20 protein-coding genes and 1 riboswitch are annotated in these 24,433 nt (G+C 62.9%); of the genes, 14 read left to right on the forward strand and 6 right to left on the reverse strand.

The genetic code is table 11. The features are described 5' to 3' along the window. Nucleotides 1-18 precede the first annotated feature (18 nt). The 4 genes from NUH88_RS08335 to NUH88_RS08350 all read right to left on the reverse strand — a co-directional run bounded on the left by NUH88_RS08335 (nucleotide 19) and on the right by NUH88_RS08350 (nucleotide 5,650). A complete protein-coding gene (locus NUH88_RS08335; protein ID WP_257771340.1) occupies nucleotides 19-1,602 on the reverse strand; it encodes a DUF3369 domain-containing protein in 1,584 nt (527 codons plus the stop codon). Then, nucleotides 1,592-4,060 (reverse strand): PAS domain-containing sensor histidine kinase, encoded by a 2,469-nt coding sequence (locus NUH88_RS08340; protein ID WP_257771341.1) that lies wholly within the window; start codon nucleotides 4,058-4,060, stop codon nucleotides 1,592-1,594. The genes NUH88_RS08335 and NUH88_RS08340 overlap by 11 nt, the downstream gene beginning before the upstream one ends. 432 nt (nucleotides 4,061-4,492) lie before the next feature. Continuing rightward, nucleotides 4,493-5,062 carry a YceI family protein gene (locus NUH88_RS08345; RefSeq protein ID WP_257771343.1) on the reverse strand — a complete coding sequence of 190 codons (570 nt, stop codon included), beginning with the start codon at nucleotides 5,060-5,062 and terminating at the stop codon, nucleotides 4,493-4,495. Between the two features lie 30 nt (nucleotides 5,063-5,092). Further along, nucleotides 5,093-5,650: a cytochrome b gene (locus NUH88_RS08350; protein ID WP_257771344.1), complete on the reverse strand. Its 558-nt coding sequence runs from the start codon at nucleotides 5,648-5,650 to the stop codon at nucleotides 5,093-5,095. 218 nt (nucleotides 5,651-5,868) lie between these two features. On the opposite strand from NUH88_RS08350, the gene NUH88_RS08355 reads away from it, so the two are divergent. The 7 genes from NUH88_RS08355 (at nucleotide 5,869) to NUH88_RS08385 (ending at nucleotide 13,700) form a co-directional block, all read left to right on the forward strand. Next, nucleotides 5,869-6,624, forward strand: a complete 756-nt coding sequence (locus tag NUH88_RS08355) for an SDR family NAD(P)-dependent oxidoreductase (protein ID WP_257771346.1) — start codon at nucleotides 5,869-5,871, stop codon at nucleotides 6,622-6,624. Between the two features lie 31 nt (nucleotides 6,625-6,655). Continuing rightward, on the forward strand, nucleotides 6,656-7,819 hold the full coding sequence (locus NUH88_RS08360; protein WP_257771348.1) for a M20 family metallopeptidase: 1,164 nt from the start codon (nucleotides 6,656-6,658) through the stop codon (nucleotides 7,817-7,819). 99 nt (nucleotides 7,820-7,918) lie between these two features. Then, the gene (locus tag NUH88_RS08365) at nucleotides 7,919-8,539 is read left to right on the forward strand and encodes an NAD(P)H-dependent oxidoreductase (protein ID WP_257771350.1); all 621 of its coding nucleotides are present in this window, start codon (nucleotides 7,919-7,921) and stop codon (nucleotides 8,537-8,539) included. Beyond that, nucleotides 8,539-10,410, forward strand: a complete 1,872-nt coding sequence (locus tag NUH88_RS08370; protein ID WP_257771352.1) for a monovalent cation:proton antiporter-2 (CPA2) family protein — start codon at nucleotides 8,539-8,541, stop codon at nucleotides 10,408-10,410. The genes NUH88_RS08365 and NUH88_RS08370 overlap by 1 nt, the downstream gene beginning before the upstream one ends. A gap of 94 nt (nucleotides 10,411-10,504) precedes the next feature. Then, nucleotides 10,505-12,574 carry a B12-binding domain-containing radical SAM protein gene (locus tag NUH88_RS08375; protein WP_257771353.1) on the forward strand — a complete coding sequence of 690 codons (2,070 nt, stop codon included), beginning with the start codon at nucleotides 10,505-10,507 and terminating at the stop codon, nucleotides 12,572-12,574. An 89-nt stretch (nucleotides 12,575-12,663) separates the two neighbouring features. Next, a complete protein-coding gene (locus tag NUH88_RS08380; RefSeq protein ID WP_257771355.1) occupies nucleotides 12,664-13,236 on the forward strand; it encodes a nitroreductase family protein in 573 nt (190 codons plus the stop codon). Beyond that, complete coding sequence (locus tag NUH88_RS08385) at nucleotides 13,233-13,700, forward strand: GNAT family N-acetyltransferase (RefSeq protein WP_257771356.1); 468 nt, start codon at nucleotides 13,233-13,235, stop codon at nucleotides 13,698-13,700. The genes NUH88_RS08380 and NUH88_RS08385 overlap by 4 nt, the downstream gene beginning before the upstream one ends. Before the next feature lie 4 nt (nucleotides 13,701-13,704). On the opposite strand, the gene NUH88_RS08390 is transcribed toward NUH88_RS08385, so the two are convergent. Then, the gene (locus NUH88_RS08390) at nucleotides 13,705-14,592 is read right to left on the reverse strand and encodes a homocysteine S-methyltransferase family protein (protein WP_257771358.1); all 888 of its coding nucleotides are present in this window, start codon (nucleotides 14,590-14,592) and stop codon (nucleotides 13,705-13,707) included. 150 nt (nucleotides 14,593-14,742) lie between these two features. Here NUH88_RS08390 and NUH88_RS08395 point away from each other — a divergent pair, with 150 nt between their 5' ends. The 3 genes from NUH88_RS08395 (at nucleotide 14,743) to pcaB (ending at nucleotide 18,973) form a co-directional block, all read left to right on the forward strand. Further along, nucleotides 14,743-15,711 (forward strand): TAXI family TRAP transporter solute-binding subunit, encoded by a 969-nt coding sequence (locus tag NUH88_RS08395; RefSeq protein WP_257771359.1) that lies wholly within the window; start codon nucleotides 14,743-14,745, stop codon nucleotides 15,709-15,711. Between the two features lie 72 nt (nucleotides 15,712-15,783). Further along, nucleotides 15,784-17,583: a TRAP transporter permease gene (locus NUH88_RS08400; RefSeq protein WP_257771361.1), complete on the forward strand. Its 1,800-nt coding sequence runs from the start codon at nucleotides 15,784-15,786 to the stop codon at nucleotides 17,581-17,583. A 40-nt stretch (nucleotides 17,584-17,623) separates the two neighbouring features. After that, nucleotides 17,624-18,973 (forward strand): 3-carboxy-cis,cis-muconate cycloisomerase, encoded by a 1,350-nt coding sequence (gene pcaB / locus NUH88_RS08405; protein ID WP_257771363.1) that lies wholly within the window; start codon nucleotides 17,624-17,626, stop codon nucleotides 18,971-18,973. A 3-nt stretch (nucleotides 18,974-18,976) separates the two neighbouring features. Here the strand turns inward: pcaB and NUH88_RS08410 are convergent, their stop codons facing one another. Then, nucleotides 18,977-19,735, reverse strand: a complete 759-nt coding sequence (locus NUH88_RS08410; protein WP_257771365.1) for a phytanoyl-CoA dioxygenase family protein — start codon at nucleotides 19,733-19,735, stop codon at nucleotides 18,977-18,979. Between the two features lie 113 nt (nucleotides 19,736-19,848). On the opposite strand from NUH88_RS08410, the gene NUH88_RS08415 reads away from it, so the two are divergent. From NUH88_RS08415 to NUH88_RS08430, 4 genes are all read left to right on the forward strand, one after another. Further along, nucleotides 19,849-20,493, forward strand: a complete 645-nt coding sequence (locus NUH88_RS08415) for a bifunctional 4-hydroxy-2-oxoglutarate aldolase/2-dehydro-3-deoxy-phosphogluconate aldolase (RefSeq protein ID WP_257771366.1) — start codon at nucleotides 19,849-19,851, stop codon at nucleotides 20,491-20,493. Further along, nucleotides 20,490-21,410, forward strand: coding sequence for a sugar kinase (locus NUH88_RS08420; protein WP_257771367.1), 921 nt, complete (start codon nucleotides 20,490-20,492; stop codon nucleotides 21,408-21,410). The genes NUH88_RS08415 and NUH88_RS08420 overlap by 4 nt, the downstream gene beginning before the upstream one ends. A gap of 110 nt (nucleotides 21,411-21,520) precedes the next feature. Then, nucleotides 21,521-22,957, forward strand: coding sequence for an inorganic phosphate transporter (locus NUH88_RS08425; protein ID WP_257771369.1), 1,437 nt, complete (start codon nucleotides 21,521-21,523; stop codon nucleotides 22,955-22,957). Nucleotides 22,958-23,127: 170 nt separating this feature from the next. After that, nucleotides 23,128-23,234: riboswitch (guanidine-I (ykkC/yxkD leader) on the forward strand. Between the two features lie 112 nt (nucleotides 23,235-23,346). Further along, nucleotides 23,347-24,420 carry a putative urea ABC transporter substrate-binding protein gene (locus NUH88_RS08430; protein ID WP_257771371.1) on the forward strand — a complete coding sequence of 358 codons (1,074 nt, stop codon included), beginning with the start codon at nucleotides 23,347-23,349 and terminating at the stop codon, nucleotides 24,418-24,420. The last annotated feature ends 13 nt before the right edge of the window (nucleotides 24,421-24,433 follow it).

The raw sequence follows: 24,433 nt of genomic DNA on the forward strand, positions 1-24,433 counted from the left end.
ATCATCAGCACAACCCGTTTAGGCGCGGGCCGCCGGCTGATCCATGAACCGGTCTCTGACCGATGCGATATCGTCCAGACGGTCCATCAGAAGTTCGACACAGCGGGGATCGAAGTGACGGCCGCTCTCCGACTGCATCAGATCGACAATGCGTTCCAGTGGCCAGGCCTGCTTGTAGGCGCGCTCGCTGCCTAGCGCGTCGAAAACATCGGCAATCGCGGTAAGACGCCCGAAGATATGGATATCTTCGCCCTTCTTTCCGTTGGGATAGCCGGAGCCGTCCCACTTCTCGTGATGTTCGTGCGCGATTATGGCGGCTGCCTTGAAAATCTTCCGGTTCGACCCCGAAAGCATCTTATGGCCAAGCTCCGCATGCGCCTTCATGATCGCCCATTCGTCCGGATCCAGCTTGCCCGGTTTGTTCAGAACGGCGTCGGGAACGCCGATCTTCCCGATATCATGCAGCGGCGAGGCAAGCTTGATCAGCTCCACATTGTCCTCATCGAGACCGTAAGCTTCAGCGAGTATGCGGCTGATTTCGGCCACGCGTTTAACATGGTTGCCGGTCTCCTCGGACCTCGTTTCCACGGCCTCGCCAAGCATGTAGACGATCTCGCGCTGGGTATCGGCGACGTCCTCGTGCAGTTGGACATTCTCGAACGCGATCGAAACGTTCTGGATAAACATCTCAAGCAAACTGCGGTCGACCGGGTCGACAGTGCCAACGCCGGACATATAGGTGAGGTTGGTCGTTCCGTGGCGATCCTCGAAGAACCCGACGAAGTCACCATCCTCATAGAGACTCTGACGCGCCGCGACCGCTTTTTCGAGGCGCTCGACAATTGCCGGTGACAGATGATCCCTGACATTGTCCCCGCTCAAATCTTTGAAAGCACCAGTGGCAGCCAGAACGCGGAGCGTCTCACCGGCATAGGTAGCCGCCAGCCCTCCTTGTTGGACGTCGTCTCTCAGGTAGACGGCGCTCGGGTCGAAATGTAGCAGGGCGGTCAGTTGCTCAAGGGTTCCCGTCGCGAACTCGTTCATCGATTTGAGCTCGAAAATATTGGCCGAGGCCTTGATCACCTGCTCCAAGCCGCGCCGGTTCTGATCGATCGTGACAATATCCCTGTAAGAGCGCAGCGAACTGCAGAGCAGAGTGTAAAGCTTCGTCGCCGTGAGGTCGGTCTTCTCTTTGTAATCGTTGATGTCGTATTCGGTAATGACCTTACGTTCCGGTGCCTGTCCCGGCTGGCCGGTCCGAAGCACGATCCGGGATTGCCAGTTGTCGAGCGTGTGACGGATATATTGCGCGACATCGAGGCCGGCATGCTCATTCTCCATGACGACGTCGAGCAGAATCAGCGCGGAGTCCGGATGCTCGGCCAGGACCTCCCGGGCCTCGGCGCCGGAATAGCAACTGATGAAACTCAACCCGCGCCCGGAAAATTCGAAATCCGCAAGGGTCAGCTTGGTGACATCGTGGATGCCGGGGTCGTCATCGACGATGACGATCTTCCATTTGGCTTCCGTCTCCTCATGGCGATCGCCGTCTGCGGAGTCGGCCTCTTCGTCGGAAAACAGCAGATCGTCATTATTTGTCATGGCAAATCTCCGGTTCCAAGGGGAGCGTGATATCGAAGCGCGTTCCTTCTCCGGGATTGCTGAAACAGCGGATCGTTCCGGAAAGTTGCGTCGTCACGAGGTTGTAGACGATGTGCATTCCGAGACCGCTGCCGCCGGATCCGCGCTTGGTCGTGAAAAATGGCTCGAAAATATGCATCCGTGTATCGGCATCCATGCCTTGTCCGTCGTCCTCGAAAGTCAACCGGACCTGATCATCCAGGCGGATTGTCCGGATCGAGATAGTCCCGCTCCCATCGCTGTCAAATCCGTGAGCGAGGGCATTGACAAAGAGGTTCGAGAGCACCTGGGCGAACGCCCCGGGGAAGCTGTTGATGCGGACGTCCGCATCGGTTTCAAGATCCAAACCGACTTTCGGGTAGTTCGTGAGCTGCGGCCTGAGACTGTCGACCGTTTCTCGCAGATAGGAATCGACGTTAAAGGCCCGCCGCTCCTCGCTTGATTGATCGACGGCGACCTGCTTGAAGCTTCGGATCAGTTGCGCCGCGCGATGAAGATTGCTCTCGATAATCCGGGTTCCTTCGTCGGCGACGGACAGGTAACCATCGAACTGCGCGCGCCCGACGGCGTTGTTCGCGAGTGCGGCCCGAATCTTCATCGTTTCTTCGCGCACATGGGTGGCCGCAGTCACGGCGGTACCCACAGGCGTGTTGATCTCGTGAGCCACACCGGCGACCAGACCGCCGAGCGACGCCATTTTTTCAGATTGGACAAGCTCATCTTGGGCAAGCTCCAGATCCCAAAGCGCCTGCCTCAATCGCTCCTCGCTCTCCTTCTGTTCGGTTACGTCGACGGCGACTGTCACCACACTGCCTTCACCGGCCGGGTGGCGGCGGACCCCAAATATTTTCCCAGAAACGGAATTGTATTCATGGATGCGCGCCGTCAGATTGCGCAGTCCGCCAAGGGCGCGCTGATACTTCTCCTCGGTATTTCCGGCCCCGAAATCCCCGCGCTCCACTAGGTAACGAAGCACGTCGCCATAGCATCTTCCGGGTTCGACCAGCTCCGCTGGCACATCGAGAATTTCGCGCATCCGGTCGTTCATCAGGACGATTTTCTCCGCCCTGTCCGTGAGCACGAACCCCGCGGGCGCGTTGTCGATGGTCGACCGGAGTTGCTGTTCCTTCTCGGACAGCTCCGCTTCGATGCGCTTCCGGTTCGAGATATCGAGATGCCAGACAATGGCGGCATGAGTGCCTGCAAAAACAATCGGGCGGGAATAATGCAGACACCACCAGGTCGATCCGTCGCGCCGCGTGCGGAGCAGTTCCAGATCGGAGATCGGGTTCTCGGTGAAATTCGCCTGACGGACGATCTCGAGATCCTTCGGGTCTGCGAAGGTCTCGACCGCACCCCATTCCGAGAGCGGCGTACCCTCCGGGATCATGAACATCTTTGCCATCGCCTCGTTCGCATAGAGGCGCTTGTGGGCATGCGGTTCGACGATCGTTATGCCGACGGGGCTGAGATCCAGGAGCTTACGCAGGTTGCTTTCGCTCTCCTTCAACCGCTCCGCGCTCTCCCTGAGTTCCAGTTCGGCAGAGCGCCGCTCGCTGATATCCCGGATAATCGCGCAGAAGAATATCCGCCCCGAAGCCTTGACCTCGTTTACCGACAACTCGACAGGGAACACCTCTCCGCATGCGCGACGAGCCGACACCTCCGCAGTGCGGCCCATGATCCGGCTTTGTCCGGAACGCAGATAATTGTCGATGAAACCCTGGTGCTTTGCCGCCACCCCGCTTTCCACCAGGGTTTCGGCCCGTTGACCGACCAAGGAATCCGGATCGTACCCGAACGTGTCCTTCACGGCCCTGTTGGCCGAGAGGATGCATCCACCGACATCGATCGTGACGATGGCGTCGGCCGCGCTATCGACAATATTGCGATGCATGGCTTCGCTCAGCGCGAGTTCGGCCTGCATCGCTTCGCGCTTGGCTATTTCATCCTGAAGTTCTGAGGTCCGGCGGATGACGAGCTCTTCCTGGCGGGCGTTTAGCGCTTGGATCTCGGCCATGCGCTCGACCCGTTCGGTGACGTCTCTGATGGTGCCGAAAATCGCGGTCTTTTTGCCGCCTTCAAAAACCGGACCTTCTCGTGCCTCGACCCAGCGGACACTCCCATCCGCACGCTGAATACGGCACTCGGTGGCATTCTCACGGTCCGTTTTCCAGGCTTTCCGGAACCAGATATCCACTTCTTCTCTATCGTCGGGATGAACGATTTTCAGGAATTCGGCCCAGCGAGGCGTCGCGTCCGTCCCTGTCAGACCAAGCAGCCGAAAAGCCTCCTCCGACCAGACGATTTCGTCGGTTTCGAGAATCCAGTACCAAGATCCAATTCGGCCGATCCGTTCGGCGTTGCGCTGCGCGATTGCGTCTGCGAGCCGGTTGCCTCCCAGATCTTTGGCGGACACGCGCCCGGACCTTCGACGGGCAAGACCGATATAAAGAAAAAATGCGGCCGTAATCCCAGCCGCCGGAATCGCCGCCCAAGCTTCCGGCGCGGCGCCGGCGGTGCCCGGACCGGATATATCCAACGCTGTCCAGAATAGGAACAGATTAGCCGCGGCGAGCAAACCGGCTCCAACCGCAAGTCCAAATACCAGTCCCCAACCTAGTCTAACGTCGGTCGCTATCTGCATCCGTTGATCTGGCCCTGGAAATCATCAGGGCGGAACGGTAGCGCCGTGGTTGTTAAAAACCGGTAAAAGGCGACCGGTTGGAGAAGACAGCGCGTTAGGTCCTCGGATGGCCGGGGACGTCGTCCCGCCTCCACGAATAGAGACGGGACGAGCAGAGGATGCTTGCACGCGAGACGCGGAAGCGCGCGCCTCGGGGAAAACCGGTTACTGACGAATCCCTTCGACCTCGAGAACCAGTTCGACGGGGGTCTTCGCGATCGGATTGGGCATGCCGAAATCTGCGGGGACAATCGTCGCCGTGCCGGAGAAGCCCTGACGGAAACCGCCCCAAGGATCCTTGCCGCCGCCAACGTGGCTGGCCTCTATATCTACCGTCTTGGTGACGCCGCGGATCGTGAGATCGCCGGTGATCACGGCCGTCTTGTCCCCGGTCAGCTTGATCGTTTTGCTGACAAAGGTCGCCTTCGGATGGCTCGCCGCGTCGAAGAAATCGTCGCTGCGCAGGTGATTGTCCCGCTCGGCGTGGTTGGAATTCAGGCTGTTCACGTCGATCTCCACCGACACCGTGGCGGCATCCGGATTGGCTTCGTCGAACTCGAACTGGCCGGTGAAGCTGTCGAACCGGCCTGTCAGCCAGGAGAAGCCGAGATGGCTCGCGCGGAAAGTGATCGAGGCATGCGCGCCTTTGGTATCGATCACATAGGTTTCCGCCGTAGCGGGGACCGCCGTGAGGGCGAGCACAGCCAGAGCAAACGCGGTGAGAATCCGTTTCATTCAGGAACTCCTTAATTACGGGAAAAGGGATCAGGACAGAGAGGTGGGGCCGGAGCGGAGCATCCTGAGAAGCGTCCGGTCGCGGTCGATCAGGTGATGTTTCAGGGCCGCGAGCGCATGCAGCGCGGCGAGCGCCATCGTGAGATAGGCGAGCACTTCGTGAATCGCCCCCGCGGCCTGCTCCATGCCGGGGCTCTTGATCATTGCCGGCACCGAGAACAGACCGAAGACATCGATCGGGCGCCCGTCCGCCGTCGAAATGAAATAGCCGCTCCCCATCAGGGCCAGCAGCAAGGGGTAAAAGCCCCAATGCGCCAGCTCGGCGCCGCGCCGTTCGATCCGTGTCAGTTGATTGCGATCCGGGTCTACATTGAAGAGACGCCATACAAAACGCAGTGTCAGAAGGCCGAGCAGCAGGATACCGGTGCCCCGGTGAATGTCCGGCGCCAGCCGATAGTAGGGGCTGTAGTAATCGAGCGTGACCATCCAGACACCCAGCGCGAACATCGCGACGATCGCGACCGCCATCCCCCAATGCAGGGCGCGGCTCGGAAGGCCATAGGTCTCGGAATTGTTCTTCACTTGCATTGCGGCGTCCGAAGGTCGGTTAAGCCGAAGATCTGAGCATTGCTGCACTGCATTCAACTTCGAGGCGCCGAACAGTTTGTCCGTCTGGTCGAACAATCGACCGCATTGGCCGGGCACCGCTCTCCTGCCGCAGCGGATATTGTGCTTTTTGCGCAAGGCCATCAGAGTGTTGCCGTCTTCTGCAGAAAACTCAGATGTACAGGGGGAGCGAAATGGGAATGTTCGACCTCGGGGGCCGGGTTGCGGCCGTCACGGGTGGCAATGGCGGGATCGGCCTCGCCATGGCGGAGGGACTCGCACGATGCGGCGCGTCCATCCTTGTCATCGGCCGCAATGCGGAGAAGAACGCCAAAGCCGAAGGCATCCTCAAGAAACACGGCGTGGAGGCCGCCTCGGTCACCGCGGACGTTACCAACGAGGACGACTGCGCCGCCGCCGTGGACGCGGCGAAGGAGAAATTCGGCCGCCTCGACATCCTGGTAAACAATGCCGGCACCAATATCCGCAACGTGCCGCACAAACTCTCCCTCGCCGACTGGCAAACGGTGATCAGCACCAATCTGACAAGCGCCTTCATCTGCAGCAACGCGGCCTATCCGCTGCTCTCGGAAAACGGTGGGAAGATCATCAATATCGGCTCGATGCTCTCGATTTTCGGCTCGAGCTACGGCGCCGCCTATGCCGCCAGCAAGGGCGGGATCGTGCAGCTCACCAAGTCGCAGGCCGTCGCCTGGGCCCCGGACAATATCCAGGCCAACGCAATCCTGCCGGGCTGGATCAATACCGACCTGACGCGCCAGGCCCGCATCGACGTGGACGGGCTGCACGAGCGCATCGAGAGCCGCACGCCGGCGGGACGCTGGGGCGACCCCGACGACCTTTCCGGTATCGCCGCCTTCCTTGCGAGCCCCGCCTCCGATTTCGTTACCGGCACGGCCATTCCGGTCGATGGCGGCTTCTCGGTCAACATCTGACCCGACACAGTAATTTCGAGGAAATGAAACTATGGCGTCCAAGCCTATCGACGACGTCCTGAACTGGCTCGACGGCCAGCGCGAGGCGATGACAGATCTGCTGGAAGAGCTCGTGAACACGGAGTCCGGCTCCTACAACAAGGCCGGCGTCGACGCCGTTGGGGCGAAGATCGAGGCGCATCTGAACGCCGCCGGCATCAAGACCGAACGCACCGGCGCCGACGAGTTCGGCGATTGCATCCGGGCGGAGATCTCCGCCGCGCCGGGAGGCGCCAACCGGCACATCGTTCTGATGGGGCACCGCGACACCGTCTTTCCGGACGGCACCGTCTCCGAGCGTCCCTTCACCCGCGACGGCGACATTGCCTACGGACCCGGGGTCGCCGACATGAAGTCGGGCCTGGTGATGAACACCTTCATCATCGAGGCCTTCCACAAGTTCGGCGGCGCGCCTTTTCCCCTCGTCGCTCTTTATACCGGTGATGAAGAAATCGCCTCGCCCTCCGGCCGCCCGGTGATCGAGGCGACAGCACGGGGTGCGCGGGCAGTCTTCAACGCCGAACCGGGCCGCGAGACCGGCAATGTCGTGACCGGCCGCAAGGGCGCGTCCTTCTTCCAGTTCGAGATCACAGGCATTGCCGCCCATTCCGGCGGTCAGCCAGAGAAAGGCGTGAGCGCGATCGAGGAGATGGCGCGCAAGATCCAGGCCCTGCATGCGCTGACCGATTTCTCGACAGGCGTCACGGTGAATGTCGGTCTGGTCTCCGGCGGCAGTTCGGTCAACACCGTCGCGCCCTATTGCCAAGCGGATGTCGATGTCCGCTTCAAGACCATGGAGCAGCGCGACCGGGTCTGGAAGGATATCCAGGCGATCCTCGACACCACTCACCTGCCGGGCACAGAGACCCGGATCACGATGGAACGGGGCTTCCTGCCGCTCACCATGTCCGATGACAGCCAGGATATCTTCCAGCTCTATGTCGACGGGGCGGCGGAACTCGGGATCGAGATCGGCGGCGAGTATTCCGGCGGCAGCGCCGACAGCGGCTTCACCGCCCAGGTCGGCACGCCGACGCTCTGCTCGACCGGTCCCGTCGGCGGCGGTGCGCACAGCATCAAGGAATATTGCCGCCTCGACACCATGGTGCCGCGGGCCAAGGCGGTCGCGCTGGCGATCTCCCGCCTCAGCGCATGATGTATTCGCGCCATCGATCTCCCTGAGACATCTGGACATTTGTCTCGGACAAACGCATCTCTGTTAACGGGTTCGTTGCAGTTGGGGGATGCTCTGTCGATGGCGCGGGTTCTGGTTCTCTTTGCACATCCGAGAACCGACAGGTCGGTGGCCAACACCGCCCTGATCGCGGCTGCGCGTACCATGCCGGGGGTCGAACTCGTCGATCTTTACGGCGAGTATCCCGACTTCGACATCGATATCGACCGGGAACAACAGCGACTGGTCGATATCGACTGCCTCGTCATGCAGCACCCGGTCTACTGGTATTCGAGCCCGGCCCTGCTCAAGGAATGGCAAGATCTCGTGCTTGAACACGGCTTCGCTTACGGGGCCGACGGCCCAGCGCTCCAGGGCAAATCCTTGCTCCAGGTCGCGACATGCGGCACAGACCGGGATGCCTACCGAAAAAAAGGCAAATACGAGAACGATCTGCGCACCCTCTTCTCGCCATTCGAGCAAACCGCCAAATTCTGTGGGATGCGCTATCTCGCACCTTTCGGCATCTTTTCAGCCGAGGATGCGGAGAAAGATGGACGGCTTGATAAAATCGTCACCGATTACTCCCGTCTCCTCGGCGCGATCCGCGACGGTTCGCTGGACCTCGAAAAAGCCGCCAGCGCGCCGCTTCTGAACGACGTGCTCGACGACGCCATCGACGAAGAGGCGGCGGCCGGCTGATGGGTTTTTTTCAGGACGCGTTCATCTACCTGCTCGCCGCGGTCGTCGCGGTCACGGTCTCCCATCGTCTCGGTCTCGGATCGGTCCTCGGCTATCTCTTCGCCGGCATCGCGATCGGTCCCGTGCTCGGCTATGTCGGCGGCAGCGAGACCGAAACGGTGAAGCATTTCGCCGAGTTCGGCGTCGTGATCATGTTGTTCCTGATCGGCCTCGAGCTCGAACCGCACATGATCTGGCGAATGCGCTGGCAGCTTCTCGGTCTCGGCGGACTCCAGGTGGCGCTGACCACCATTGCACTGACGGCCGCGGTGATGGCCGTCGGTTTCGCTTGGCAGGCGGCGCTGGTGATCGGCATGACGCTGGCCCTCTCCTCGACCGCAATCGTGCTGCAGACGCTAAACGAAAAGGGCTGGATGCGCTCCCGCGGCGGGCAATCCGCCTTTTCGGTGCTGCTCTTTCAGGACATCGCGGTCATCCCGATGCTGGCCGTCCTGCCGCTGCTCGCGGTCGGTGCGCCGGTGCCGCTGGACGGCGGCGAAGGCGGGCATCATGGCAGCATTCTCGAAGGCTATCCCGGCTGGTTCCAGACGCTGGTCATCCTTGCCACCATCGCTGCGATCATTCTGGCGGGGCGCTTCCTCGTGCGGCCTGCCTTCCGCCTGATCGCCGCCGCGCAGATGCGGGAGCTCTTCACCGCCGCGGCGCTGCTGATCGTCGTCTCCACCGCCTTGCTGATGGATCTTGTCGGGGTCTCGGCCGCGCTCGGAGCCTTCCTCGCGGGCGTGGTGCTGTCCACCAGCGAGTACCGGCACGCCCTTGAGAGCGATATCGATCCGTTCAAGGGTCTGCTGCTGGGCCTGTTCTTCATCTCCGTCGGAGCCGGCATCGATTTCGGCCTGCTATTCTCCGAGTTCTTCCTGATCATCGGCATCGCGGTCGGGGTCATTCTGGTCAAGATGCTGATCCTGCTGGCGCTCGCCGGCATCTTCCGGATGCCCTGGCAGGATACCTGGATGTTCGGCCTCGGCCTTGCCCAGGCCGGCGAATTCGCCTTCGTGCTCTTCGGCTTCGCCAGCGCCAGCGGGGCGCTCGCCGGCAGCCTCGTCGAAATCCTGATCCTCTCCGTCGCGGTCACCATGCTACTGACACCCGCCCTCTTCATCCTGTTCGAGCGCTATGTCGCGCCGCGCACCGTCAGTTCCGCCGCCCGGCCCGCGGACGAGATCCCGGAGCCGGGTACCGTGGTGATCGCCGGGGTCGGCCGCGTCGGACAGATCATCGCCCGCCTGATGATGGCGGAGAACTACAAGATCGTCGTGCTCGATCACGATCCCAACCTTGTCGAGCGGATGCGGGAGACCGGCGTGCACAGCTATTACGGCGACGCCACCCGGCCCGACCTTCTGGAAGCGGCCGGACTGGGCGAGGCAGAGGTCTTCGTCGCCGCGCTCGACGATCAGGCCCAGCAGACCGCGCTGGTCCGCCATGTCGCCGAGCACTTCCCGAAATGCCGCATCGTCGCCCGCGCCTTCGACCGGCACCATCTCTACGAGCTGGAAAAAGCCGGCGCCCACGCCATCGAGCGCGAGGCCTTCGAGGGGGCGCTTGCGCTTGGCAAGCGGACCCTGAGGGAACTCGGCCTCCATCCCTACCAGGCGGAACAGAAAGTCCGCGCCTTCCGCCGTCACGACATCCAGACGGTCAGCATCCTGCGCGAGTACTGGACAGGCGGCATGGGCAAGAAATACGTCACCGCCGTACGCGAGCGGCTCGACGAGCTGATGCAGGTCATGCGCTCCGACCGGCTGGCCGGGAAAAACATGCCGGACAAGGATTTCAGCCCGTCCAGGAAGGAGGACCCGGAACGCTGAAAATGCAATTTGGCATGAGGTTTGCTTCGTTTTGAGCTACACTCCGGTTGAACGGACCGGAGATGCCTCAACCTGGCAACGAGGGGAAATCCCCATGAAGATCCTGATGGTCATCCCGCGCTACGTGCAAAATGCCGGCGCTTTCTATCACCTCCCCCTCGGACTTGGCTATGTCGCGGCCATCGCGGAGCAGGAAGGGCATGAAATCCAGGCGATCAACCTGAATGCGCATGGCTTGGACTATCTCGATGCGCTTCGTCTGAAGCTTCTGACCTTCAAGCCGGACCTTTGCAGCACCGGCGGCCTCTCCGCTTTTGTCGCGAAAGTTCAGGAAATCCTCGGTATCTGCAAGGAAATCTGCCCCGAGACCACGACGATCATCGGCGGCGGGATGCTGAGCGGCGACCCCGAACCGGCGATGCGCATGACCGGCGCGGATATTGGCGTGATCGGTGAGGGCGAGGACAGCTTCGGCGATTTTCTCCGGACCTTTTCCACCTCGGGCGACCTCGCACAAGTGGACGGGCTGATTTTCCGGAACGACAAAGGTGCGCTGGTGCGCAACAAGCCGCGGGCCGCGATCATGGGGCTCGACGACCTGCCCTGGCCGAACTACGACCTGCTCGGCTTTGCGGATATGATCGGCAGCCAGAGCTGCAACGATGTCTATTTCTTCCAGGGCCAGCCGAACTCAAACCCGCGCAGCATCGACATGATCACCAGCCGGTCCTGCCCGTTCAGCTGCACCTTCTGTTTCCACCCGGCAGGAAAAGTCTACCGGGAGCGGGATCTTGAGAAATTCTTCGAGGAAGTGTCCTTCTACAAGCAGAAGTACGACATCAACATGGTACAGATCGTGGACGAGTTGTTCTCGCTGCGCAAAGACCGTCTGCACGAATTCTGCGAGCGCATGGAGCCTCTTGGCCTGCAATGGCTGGTCCAGCTTCACGTCAATAGCACCGACCGCGAAACACTCAGGAAGATGGAGCGCTCCGGCTGCAGCTTTATCAGCTACGGCATCGAGAGCATGGATCCCACCGTCCTCGTCAGCATGAAGAAAAAGGCCAAGGTTGAACGCGTCGACAGCGCGCTTGCGCTGACCGCCGAGGAAAAAATCGGAATCCAAGGCAATCTGATTTTCGGCGACACAGTTGAAACGGTCGAAACCGCGAATAACTCGCTCAAATGGTGGTCGAAGAATATCGAGCACGGGGTCTACCTGAACATGTTGCAGGTATATCCGGGAAGCCCGGATTATATCGAGGCCGTTCGCGACGGCCTGATCTCCGACCGCGATCATTTCGTCAACGAGTTGCCGGTCAACGTGAATATCAGCCGGATGAACGAGGCTAACCGATCGATCCTCAGCCTCCTGATAAACACCTACAGCAACTCGCTATTCAATATCGGCAATCTCACCTCCTTCGAAATCGCGAAACGCCAGATCGAAGGGCGCTCGCTCGCCTACGATCTCACGTTCGAATGCCCGAGCTGCGGGTCGGAAAACCACTACGAGTCCGCAATCTTCGACCATCGCGAAAATTCCAGCTTCCGGGTCACCTGCCGCAGCTGCCGCGTGCGGTCCCACATTCCAAATCCGCTTCAGGAGACCAGCTCATACCGTGTCCGGAACCTGCAGCTGTCCCGGCTGGAGGAAGCCAAGTCCAAACTGGCCGAACAGGATTTCGCTACCGCCAAGGAAATTCTCAATTCCATCCTCGCACTTGAGGGAATCTCTCAGACCAAGGCTGCCGCTTACTACCTTACCGGACAGATCGAGCGGGCGCAGAGCAACGCCGGCGGAGCATTGTTGGGCCTGTCAAAAGCGGTCACATATGCTCCCTTCAACGCAGGGTATCATGTCGAATTTGCCCGACTGCTCAGGGATTTGAAGATCTACGGCGGAGCGGCGATGCACTATCGTCAGGCGCTGAAACTTCGGCCGGACGATCCCCAGGCAACGCAGGAACTTTCGCAGCTCGAAAACGATCCTGCGATCGGTGATAAGGAAGTGTTCACGGTATCTGTCTCGAACGACCCGCCGCCGCAACGCCGACCGCGCGAGAAGAAAACTACCCGCGTCCGGCATGCCGACAAACTCAAGCTCGGAACCGGTCGGTTCGACACGGAACCGGAATTTGCCCATCTCGAACCGGTGGCCTAGATCGCTCGCTTTGTCCTTTTCAGGTTGAACGGATTGAAATAGAACCAATTTAGTCTCTATTCGATCAAATCAACCCAAGGACAAATCGCGTGGAAGCCATCGACCTTCTGCTCACCCGCCGCTCCGTCGTTGCCAAGGACATGGTGGGGCCGGGTCCCGACGCCGCTGAGCTGGATAAGATCCTGACGGCCGGGATCCGCGTGCCGGACCACGGAAAGATCGGGCCCTGGCGGATCCAGGTGCTTCACGAGGACGGGCAAAAAGCTCTTGGCGAAATCTTCGCCGCACGTTTCGCAGAGATCTGGGGCGAGGATGCGACCGAGAACATGCTTGCCTTCGAACGCGCGCGTCCGTCCCGCGCGCCGGTGCTTCTGGTCGTCACCGCAAACCTTCATCCCGAGCACAAGGTGCCGCTGATCGAGCAGCAGATGTCCGGCGGCGCGGTTTGCATGAACCTTCTGAACGCCGCGCATGCGCTTGGCTATGTCGCCCAGTGGCTGACCGAGTGGCCGGCTTTCGACGAAGGCGTGAAGAAAGCGCTCGGGCATGCGCCGGAGACCGAGATCATCGGTTTCATCTATATCGGGAGCGCCGCTACGCCCCCGCAGGAACGCCCGCGTCCGGACCTCGCTACCGTGGTCTCGGAATGGACCAGAGCGTGAGCGGCCCGCTCATCCGGCCGGCGACCTCGGGAGATATCCCCCGCATCGCGGAAATCTTCGGCGCGTCCCGGCTGATCGCCTACCGGGGTCTGGTGCCCGACGCGGATATTCTCGCCAGCTCGGATCCCGACCGGCCGAAATGGCGCGAGCTCCTCGAGGCGGAAAACCAGGACTTCCTCGTGGCGGAACTGGACGGAACGGTCCAGGCCATGGCCGTGTTGGAAATCCCGAAGCTGCATTCCCTGCATGTTCACCCGGACGCGCAGGGAAGCGGCATCGGGCGGGCCCTGCTTGCCTATTGCCGAGAGAAATCGAGCCCCGCCGGCATGGAGCTTTACTGCCTGCTCGGCAACGACCGGGCCGCGGCTTTCTACGAGAAAGCGGGCATGCGTCGGACCGGCACCGTCGAGCAGGATATTTACGGCAAGATCTATCCCGCCGCCCGCTACGCGTTCGACGGCTAGCTCCTCAATCGAGGCCCTTCGAAAGGGCCTCGATATGGCTGCAACCGATCCCGCAACAGCCGCCGATGATGCTCGCGCCGTGCTCCCGCCATTGCCGCGCCAGAGCAAGATAGGCCGCCGGGTCCAGATCTTTCCGCATCGGCGTGATATCGCGTTTTGCGCCGCGCTGGCCAGCCGGCCGGGCAAATCCGTTGGCATAGACGCCGATCCGGACGCTCTCCGGCAGAATGCGGCGAGCCTCATCAATGGCCCGGGACATGATCTCCGGTGTACTGCAGTTGAACAGAACCGCATCGATGTCTTGGGATAGAGCCGCGGCACAGGCTTCTCTGACGCTCTCCCCCGAACGCAGGCGCGATCCGTCATCCTCCGCTGACCCGTCCTCAAGCGTGAGGGCGACCCATAACGGCTTCGGCGCGGCGACGGTGGCCGCGACTGCGGCCTCCATCTCCGCAATGCTGCTCGTTGTTTCCACGAGCCAAAGATCGGCAACCCCGGCGAGCCCGCCGACAATCTCGGCAAGGATCTTCGGCGCCCGTACCGGATCGAACTCTTTCGGCCGATAGGATCCGAAGACCGGAGGAACGCAGCCCGCGACACGGACTCCCTTCTTCCGGTCCGCGGCCGAGCGCGCCAGTTTGCCGGAAAGCTCGATCAGCCGCCGTCCCTCGTCGGCGAACCGTTTCTCCCCGATATGGTAAGGCACGACGGCGTAATTATTCGTGGTGATAACCTCCGCACCCGCTTCGATGAACTCCACATGTGCCTTCTCGACGATCTCCGGCGTTTCCATCAGCGCGAGCGCCGACCATTCGGGTTGCCGGAACGGCGCGCCGAGCCGTTCCAGCTCGCGCGACATCCCGCCATCGAGGATCACGATACCGTTGCCCATCCGAGGGTCCTCCGCATCATCCATTGTTGGAAGCATTGGCCGCTTTCCGCGCACTCGCGCGGCACGGCACTTATCCCGATAAGCCTATTGCTCCGGCGCGGCAAGACGCTTACCACTCGAGCTAAGTCTGCTGATCCTTGGGAGGAAAAAGTGACCAAATTCGGAAAATTGCTCTGCTCCGGCCTGCTGGCGGCGGCGATCGTCGCGCCGGCCGTCTTCGCGCCGGAAGCAACGGCCGAGACCCGCGTGACCTACAAATCCGCGAAATCGACCTCGTCCTACTACCAGATGGCCGTTCAGGTCGCCGAAGCGGTCAAGAAAGCGACCGGCGGCGCCATGGTGCTGACCGTCGAGGAAAGCCAGGGTTCGGTCCAGAACGTGAAGGAAGCCGCGCGCCGTCCCGGCAACTACGTCTTCACGACGCCCCCCGCGCTGGTGAAGCTCGCCTCAGGCAACAAGAAGATGTTCGAGGGCGAGGCCGATTATTCCGGCATCCGCGCACTCTTCCCGATCCCGTCTCTGACCATGCATTTCGTCGTCCGGGCCGATAGCGGCGTGAAGACTTTCGACGATCTCGCGGGCCGCAGCTTCATCATCGGCAAGGGCAGTTTCGGTGCCCGCGAAGCCGCCAAGAATTTCACCACCTTCGGCCTCGAAGGAAAGATCAAGCTGGTCGACGCGGAGCTCAACGCCGCCGTGCCGGCGCTGAAGAACCGCCAGGTCGACGGTTTCGCGACGGCGGGCTCCTATCCGGCGCCGAACGTGATCGAGGCGGCCGCCGGCACCGAAGTGCGGGTGCTCTCCATGTCGGACGAGCAGGTCAAGGCGACCAAGCGGACAAAGCTGGTGATACCCGCCGGGACCTATCCGGGCGTCGATTACGATGTCACCACCACGTCGCTGCCAGTCGTCGCCTACACCACCACCAACATGAGCGACGACGATGCCTACGCGCTGACCAAGGCCTATTGGGAAGCCAAGGCGGACATGGGCAAGACGGCGAAATGGTGGGACGGTGTGAAACCGGCGATGCTGGCCAACATGGCCGGTAAGCTGCATCCGGGTGCGGCCCGCTATTATGCCGAGGCCGGCATCGCGGTTCCGGCCGCGCTCAAGTAAAACCGGCAACCTGATGCGGCGGGCGCACGCGATGCGCCCGCCATTCCGATTTCCCGAACGGGTCACCCGCACATGTTCTCGCCCGCAGACGACCGGACCGCGCTGACGCGCATCGGCACCGGCCTCGTCACCCTGCTCGCCTTCCTCTCCGTCGGCTTTCACGTGACCCTGATCTTCACCGGCCTGTTGCCGAATCTGGTCGTGCGCCCGCTTCACCTTGCGCTCGCCCTGCCCTGGGTGTTCGTCATCGGCGCGCGCGGCAGCGCCTTCGGGCGTGCGAGCGGCTGGCTCTGCGCCGCGGCCGGGATCGCGATCTGCCTCTATATCGCGCTCCATGCGGACGCGCTCGGCGACCAGTACGGTTATACCGAGGGCTGGCTGCAGCGGATCGGCGGCATCCTGATCATCCTGATGGTGCTGGAAATGGCGCGCCGTGCGGTGAAGCTCGCGCTCCCGGCCCTCGCCGTGATCGCCCTCTTCTACGGTCTCTTCGGCGAATATCTGCCGGGAGAATTCGGGCATCCCGGACTGCCTTTCGACAGTTTATTGGGAACACTGACTATTGCCGAAGGCGGGCTCTGGGGACCGTTGACCGGGGTCTCGGTCAATGTCGTCGCGGTCTTCATCGTGCTCGGCGCCCTGGTCGGCGCCGGCCACGGAGGCACCGGTTTCATGAATGTTGCGACCCGGCTCGCCGGACGGCTGAAAGGTGGCGCGGCCAAGGTCTCGGTGCTCGCCTCCGCGCTCTTCGGCTCGATAAGCGGTTCCGCCTCGGCCAATGTGGCCTCGACCGGCGCCTTTACCATTCCGACCATGCGCCGTCTCGGTTACCCGGCACCGCTCGCCGCCGCGGTCGAGGCCGTCGCCTCCTCCGGCGGCCAGATCATGCCGCCGCTGATGGGTGCCGGCGCCTTTGTCATGGTCGAGCTGCTCTCGACCACCTACGACACCATCGTCGCCGCCGCCTTCCTGCCGGCGATCCTCTTCTTCCTCGCGGTCTGGTTCGGCATCGACTGGTTCGCCGCGCGCGACGGGCTGAGGCCGATGGACGCCGCCGAGATCCCAGACCGCCGCGCGGTGCTCACCACGCTGCCGTTCTTCGCGATCCCGTTCGGTGCACTGCTCATCGTGCTCTTCGGCACCGGTTACACGCCGCAATATGCCGCCGGCGTGGCGATCTTCGCCGCCGCCGCGATGCTGCCGTTCGACACCGACCGGTTCGCCGGGCTCCGGGTGACCTGGGAACGTTTCTCCGGCGCCGCGATCGACGCCGCACGGCAGATTGCGATGATTGCCTCGATCATCCTTTGCGCCGGTCTCATCATCGGCGTGCTGAACATGACCGGCCTCGGCGTAAAGGTGACCTCGGCCATCCTTTCCTTCTCCGGCGGCCAGCTCTGGGCCGCCCTGCTGCTCACGGCGCTCGCCTGCCTCATCCTCGGCATGGAGGTGCCGACCACGGCGGCCTACGTGATCTGCATTTCGGTCGCGGGCCCGGCCTTGCAGGAACTCGGCCTGCCTCCGCTGACCGCGCATCTCTTCGTTTTCTGGTACGCCCTGCTCTCGACCATCACACCGCCGGTTTGCGGCACGGTCTTCATTGCCGCCGGCATGGCCGACGCGCCGTGGCTCAAGGTCGCCGGAAACGCGATGCGGCTCGGGATCGGCCTCTATATCGTGCCGCTCGGCATCGTCGCGAACCCGGCGCTGATCGCGCTGACCGAGACGCCGGTCTATGCCTTCGGCGCCTTTCTGAAGCTCGGTCTCGGTCTCGCCCTGATGAGCTGGGGCCTCGTCAACCTGTCGTCCGGCCTGCGCGCGCTGGCCGCTTTCGCAGCCGGTGTGGCGGTGGTATTCGCCTTCGGTATCTGATCTAGTCTCGGCGCAAATTCGAAATGAGGGAGCCTCGCCCATGTCCACGATCGTCGTGAAATCCGGAATCTACGGCGACATGTTCGGGACCGCCGACATGCGCGGCCTCTTCGCCGACGACACCATTCTAGGCCTCTATCTCGACGTGGAGACCGCGCTCGCCCGGGCGCAGGCGAAGCTGGGCCTGATCCCGGAAGAAGCCGCGAAGGCGATCACCGATGCCGCCGATATCGACAAGCTCGATCTGGAGAAGCTTTCCACCCGCACCCAGATCGTCGGCTACCCGATCCTGCCGCTGGTGGAACAGCTCTCGAACTGGGCGCCGGACGGGCTCGGGCAATATTGTCACTGGGGCGCGACCACCCAGGACATCATGGATACCGCCGACGTTCTGCAGGTCCGTGCCGGTCTCGATATCGTCGAGGAGTATCTTGAGCGGATCGCAGCGGCGCTGGCAAAACTCGCCGAGGCGCATGCGGAAACCCCGATGGCCGGGCGTACCCACCTGCAACACGCCCTGCCGGTCAGTTTCGGCTTCAAGGCGGCGACCTGGCTCTCCGCCATCGACCGGCACCTGCAGCGGCTGAAGGAGCTGCGCCCCCGGGTCGAGGTGGTGCAGTTCTCCGGCGCCGCCGGCACACTCGCCTCACTTTCCGGCAACGGCCTCGCGACCCAGGCGGCACTCGCAGAGGAACTTGGCCTCGGCGTCCCGGACATCACCTGGCACACGATCCGGGACGGCTTCGCCGAAGCGACCGGGTTCCTCGCGCTCGTCACCGGCACCATCGGCAAGATCGGCTACGACATCATGCTGATGATGCAGACGGAGACGGGCGAGGTACTGGAGCCCTTCGTCGCCGGTCGCGGCGCCTCCTCGACCATGCCGCAGAAGCGCAATCCGATCTCTTCCGAGATGATGCTGGCCGCCTCCAAGATCGTGCGTGAGCAGCACAGCGCCATGCTCGATGCGATGGTGCAGGACCACGAGCGCGCGACCGGCCAGTGGCATGTCGAGTGGCACGCGCTGCCCACCGCCTTCGTGGTCGCCTCCGGCGGTCTCGCGGCCGCGGCCGAGGTGCTTGAAGGCCTGGAAGTCCGACCCGATGCAATGCGGAACGTGCTCGACACGACCAAGGGACTGATCGTCGCCGAGGCGGTGATGATGGGGCTCGCGCCACATATCGGCCGCCAGGTCGCCCATGACGTCGTCTACGACTGCTGCCGTAAGGCACTCGCCGGCGAGGCGACGTTCCTCGACGCCTTGATGGAAGAGGAAGCGATCTCCGGCACGCTGGACCGCGGCACGGTCGAGGCGCTGACGAAGCCGGAAAACTATCTCGGCGAGGCGCCGGAGATGGTGCGCCGCCTGCTGCTGAAACGGCGCGGCTGAGGCTCAGGCATCCTCGAAAAGATTCCGGCCCGTTCGGTCCACGCCGCGCATCAGGAAGAGCTTCTGCTTCGACTGGTCTCGGATCTTCTGCGTCTCCGCCTTCCGCTTCGCGAGGTCCCGGTCGAAATGGCTGGTGGTCGGCATGAAGCGCATGGTCATGCCGCGCCGGGGCTTGTCCGAATGGTTCGCCTCGGAGCCGTGGAGCAGATAGACGTCGTGCAGCGAGATCTGTCCCGGCTCCAGCACAAGGTCGACCGCCTCGTCCTCGTTATAGGCGGCGGGATCGAGCTCTTGGTTCAGCGTCACATCCGTCGCGTCGGTCCGGTTATGCGCCTTCAGCCGTTGGTCCTTATGCGAGCCGCGGATGAATTTGAGGCACCCGTTCTCCGGCGTCGCCGCATCGACGGCGAGCCAGACGGTGCAGGTCGCGAGCGGACGGATCGGCCAATACTCCCCGTCCTGGTGCCAGGGCGTCCGCTTGCCGCCATGTGCCGGCTTGGCGAAGAAGCTCATGTTCCAGAGTGCGAGATCGGAGCCGATCACCTGCGAGATCATGTCGAGAATCTCCGGGTCCTCGGCGAACTCCCGGAAGGCCGGCTCGTAATCGAGCAAGGCGTTGCAGTAATCCTTGAATTCGGGATGGCGCTCCAGCAGCGCGCCGTGCAGCTGTTTGATCCGCTCCAGCTTGTCCGTCGAAAGCCGAAAGTCCGGGATGACGTAGCCATCCTCGTGATAACGGGCGACCTGATCCTTGGTCAGCACGGCATCCTCCCCTGACACCAATTCTTTCAGTCAGCTTAGCGCCAACCGCCCCACTTGTCCCCGCGCGCGGAATGGTGGAGAGTTTCCGGGCTTCGAGTGGGGGACCTATTGTAATGACGGAAGATCGTGGCGAGGCGCTACGTGTGCGACTTTCGGCCCTGAAGGTTGTGCCGGTGATCCGGACGCCGACCGCCGACCTCGCGATCCGCGCCTGCGAGTGGCTGCTCGATGCGGGCATGCAGGCGCTTGAATTGACCTTCACGACCCCCGACGCACATCGCGTCATCGAGACTTTCACCCGGACCGCTCCTGACGCTCTGATCGGCGCCGGAACGGTGCGTACGGCAACGCAGGCGAAGGCCGCCGCCGATGCCGGGGCCGCCTTCCTCGTTTCGCCGGGCGCCGCCGCGGGAGTTGCCGAGGCCGCGAAAGCGGCCGGTCTGCCCTATCTCCCTGGCGCCGCCACGCCGAGCGAGGTCGAGGCGCGCTGGGCGGAAGGCGCGGCGGTGGTGAAGATCTTCCCGGCGCGGGAATGCGGCGGGCCCGGTTTCCTCAAGGCTGTAAAATCGGTCTATCCCGAGATCCCGCTGATGCCGACCGGCGGCGTCTCGCCCGAGACCGCGAAATCCTATCTCGATGCCGGTGCGCTCTGCCTCGGCATGGGCGGCGAGCTGGTGCCGATCGACGCCCTCAAGGCAAACGATCCCGCCCCGCTCCGCGACGCCGTCGCCCGCGCCTTCGCCGCGGTGGCCTCATGATCCGCTTCCCCGACCTGCTCTGCCTCGGCGAGCCGATGCTGGAATTCAACCAGCAGCCGGACGGCCGCTATCTCGCCGGTCATGGCGGGGACACCTCGAATGCCGCCATCGCAGCCGCGCGCCAGGGTGCTTCGGTCGGCTATCTCACCCGCATCGGACGCGATCCCTTCGGCGAAAGCTTCCAGGAACTCTGGGAGCGGGAAGGCGTGGACACGCGAGGGGTCGAAACCTGCGCCGACGGCCATACCGGGATCTATTTCGTTACCCATGGCGCGGACGGCCATCAGTTCAGCTATTTCCGCGCGGGCTCCGCCGCGAGCCGGATGACGCCGGGTTTCCTGCCGCGCGGCATGATCTCCGCCGCGAAGATCCTGCATATCTCCGGCATCAGCCAGGCGATTTCCGAAAGCGCCGCCGACACGGTCTTCGCCGCCATTGCGATGGCGAAGGATGCCGGGGTGAAGGTCTCCTTCGATCCGAACCTCCGCCTCAAGCTCTGGCCGCTGGACCGCGCACGGGCGATGATCCATGCGGCAATGGCGGAAGCCGACATCGCGCTTCCCGGCCTCGACGACGCGATACTGCTGACCGGCCTTGAAGATCCCGACTCCATAGCGGATTTCTATCTCGAGCTCGGCGCCGGGATCGTCGCGCTGACGCTCGGGGCCGACGGCTGCCTCGTCGCCACTCCGGACGAACGCCGCCGGGTCCCCGGTCGGAAAGCCGCGGCTAAGGACGCGACCGGGGCGGGCGACACATACGACGGCAGCTTCCTTGCCGAATACCTTGGGACGGGAGATCCGTTGAAGGCTGCCGAGTACGCGAACTGCGCGGCCGCGATCGCGACCGAAGGATTTGGCGCCGTGGAGCCGATGCCGGACCGCGCGACGGTGGAAGCAGCGCTGGACAAACAGTGAAATTTGTCTAGACGATTAGTCCTACACGGCCGAGCGAGAGTTCCGCTAATATCTGATCCAATCGTCACCGCTTCGCGTTTACCGGTTAACACGCGTCACGGATCTTGAATATGCCGAGCGACAGCGCAGCGTCCGGAAACCAGTTCGGACGCCTGCTTTTCCCTGGCGGGCCGAAACGGCCGCCCGTATTGCCGCCAGTCCAGCTCGCGCTGGTCTCGCTCGCGCTCGCCTGCGCAGCGGCACTGCTCGGGTACGTCAACGGTACGCCCGAAGACGCGGCTCTGGCCGCCTTCGTCGCTTTGCTCGGCGCCTATATGGCGGCCAATATCGGTGCCAACGACGTGGCGAATTCCGTGGCGCCGCTGGTCGGCGCCCGCGTTCTTCCGCTCGGCGCCGCCTTGCTGCTCGCGGCCGGCGCCGAAGTCGCCGGCGCTCTCTTCGCGGGCGATCAAATCGTCGGCCGCATCGCGTTCCGCATCGTCGATCCCGATCTGGTTCGCGATCCGGCCGGTTTCGTCTATGGCATGGCAGCCGCCCTGACCGGTGCCGCCCTTTGGGTCAACGCCGCGAACCTTCTCCGCGCGCCGATCTCCACCACCCACGCGATCATCGGCGGGATCGTCGGAGTCGGACTGTTCGCACTCGGCGCCAGCGCGATCAACTGGCCGGAGATCGCCGCGATCACGCTCGGGTGGTTCGTCTCGCCGGTCGCGAGCGCGCTCGCGGCAATCGCTATCCTCGCCTTCGTCAAGCGCGAGCTGCTCGGCGTACAGGACAAGCTCCGCGCAGCCCGGACATGGATACCGATCCTGATCGCCACCATGGCCGCGCTCTTCGTCCTCTTCCTGATCAAGAAGGGACTGGCGAATGTCTGGCAGCCAGCGATGCCCGTTCTGGTGACCACGGTCCTCGCGGCCTTCGCCGCCACCATGGCGCTTGCCGGTCCCTATATCCGCCGGACCTCGATGGGCCTCGCGAACAAGGGCCAGACCGTGCGGGTCCTGTTCCGCGTGCCCCTGATCGCGGCGGGCGGCTTTATCGCCTTCGCCCACGGCGCCAACGACATCGCCAATATCGCCGGCCCGGTGACCGCCATACTCCATGTGCAGGCGACGTCCGATCTCGATCTCGCACCCGGCATTCCGTTCTGGGTGTTTCTGCTCGGCGCGCTCGGCATCGCGGCTGGCCTGCTGCTGTTCGGCGGCGGCATGGTTCGCCTTGTCGCGACAAGGATCACCAAGATCAATCCGATCCGTGCCTATGCCGTCGCCATGGCCACGGCCGCGACGGTGACGGCCGCCTCCTGGATCGGCCTGCCCGTCAGCACCACGCAGATCGCCGTCGGCGCGATCTTCGGGATCGGAATCTATCGCGAACTGCGGGCCCAAAAGGACCGGGCGGCGAAAGCGATCCAGACGCAGAAACGCCCGCGGCGCCTTTTCCGGCGCGGCGACATGCTGCGCATTCTCATCGCCTGGACGATCACCTTCCCCGCCTCCGCTCTGATTTCCGGCCTGCTGTACTGGATTATCAGTCTATCGGAATGACGAAATCGCGAGGCGGCAGCCTGCCTCGTTATTGAGCAGCGCAACAGATGCGTGCCGAAAAATGCAGCGGAACAGGTATCGGGCGAAAACCTCCTCCTGACCGTTTTCCATTAAAATCAATCAGTTAAAAATCAGAAGCACTCTGGCACGTCCCGTGCAGCGTAACTTTTGTGCAGCGCGTCTAGGGTTCCGGCCGCAATTGCGGCGCTGGTCCGAGAGACGCACTCCGGCGAAATGGGAAATGCCGGAGACACGGCGGGGCAAAATCCCGGGAGATCACTGCACAGGTTTGCCGAGCGCAAATCTCTCCCGGTTATGCGCTCGGCGGCCAAGGCGACAGTGGCTCCTAGGGGGAGCCTTGACCAATCGCTTTTGAAAGGAGCCGTCGCATGTTTCGCCAAACGCTACTGAAAATCGCATCCGCCGCGTTCGCCGTCTCGGTCCTGCTGGCCGCGCCGGGCGCCGACGCCGCGCCGAAGAAAGAGTTCAAGGTCTGCTGGTCGATCTATGTCGGCTGGATGCCCTGGGGCGAGATCCAGAATTCCGGCCTGATGAAGAAATGGGCCGACAAGTACGGCATCTCCGTCGATATCGTGCAGATCAACGACTATATCGAGTCGATCAACCAGTACACGGCGGGCGAGTTCGATGGCTGCTCCATGACCAACATGGATGCGCTCTCGATCCCGTCCGGCGGCGGCGTCGACACCACCGCGCTGATCGTCGGCGACTATTCCAACGGCAATGACGGCATCGTCCTGAAAGGCAAGAAGGAGCTTGCCGGCATCAAGGGCCAGACCGTCAACCTGGTGGAGCTTTCGGTCTCCCATTACCTGCTGGTCCGCGCGCTCGACAGCATCGGCCTCGCGGAAAAGGATATCACCGTCGTCAACACCTCCGACGCCGACATGATCGCCGCCTACGGCACCCCGGACGTTTCCGCGGTCGTCACCTGGAACCCCCTGCTCTCCGAGATCGAAGGCATGCCCGAGAGCTACAAGGTGTTCGACAGCAGCCAGACCCCCGGCGAGATCATCGACATCATGATGGTCAATACCGAGACGCTGGCGGACAACCCGGATTTCGGCAAGGCGTTGGCCGGCGCCTGGTACGAGATGATGTCCATCATGTCGAAGGACGATTCCGCCGGCATGGACATGCGGACGGCGATGGCGAAGGCTTCCGGCACGGACCTCGCCGGCTATGATTCCCAGCTCGCCTCCACCGCGATGTTCTACGAGCCGGCCGAGGCGGTTTCCTTCACCAAGGACCCGGCGCTGATCACGACGATGGACTTCGTGCGCAAGTTCCTCTTCGACAAGGGCATCCTCGGCGAGGGGGCGACAAGCGTTGACTTCGTCGGCATCGCGTTCCCCGGCGGCAAGACCCTGGGCGACACGGGCAACATCAAGCTCCGCTTCGATCCGGCCTATATGGAAATGGCGGCGGCCGGAAAGCTCTAGGCCGCCCCGGTTC

Source organism: Nisaea acidiphila (assembly GCF_024662015.1).
GTDB lineage: Bacteria > Pseudomonadota > Alphaproteobacteria > Thalassobaculales > Thalassobaculaceae > Nisaea > Nisaea acidiphila.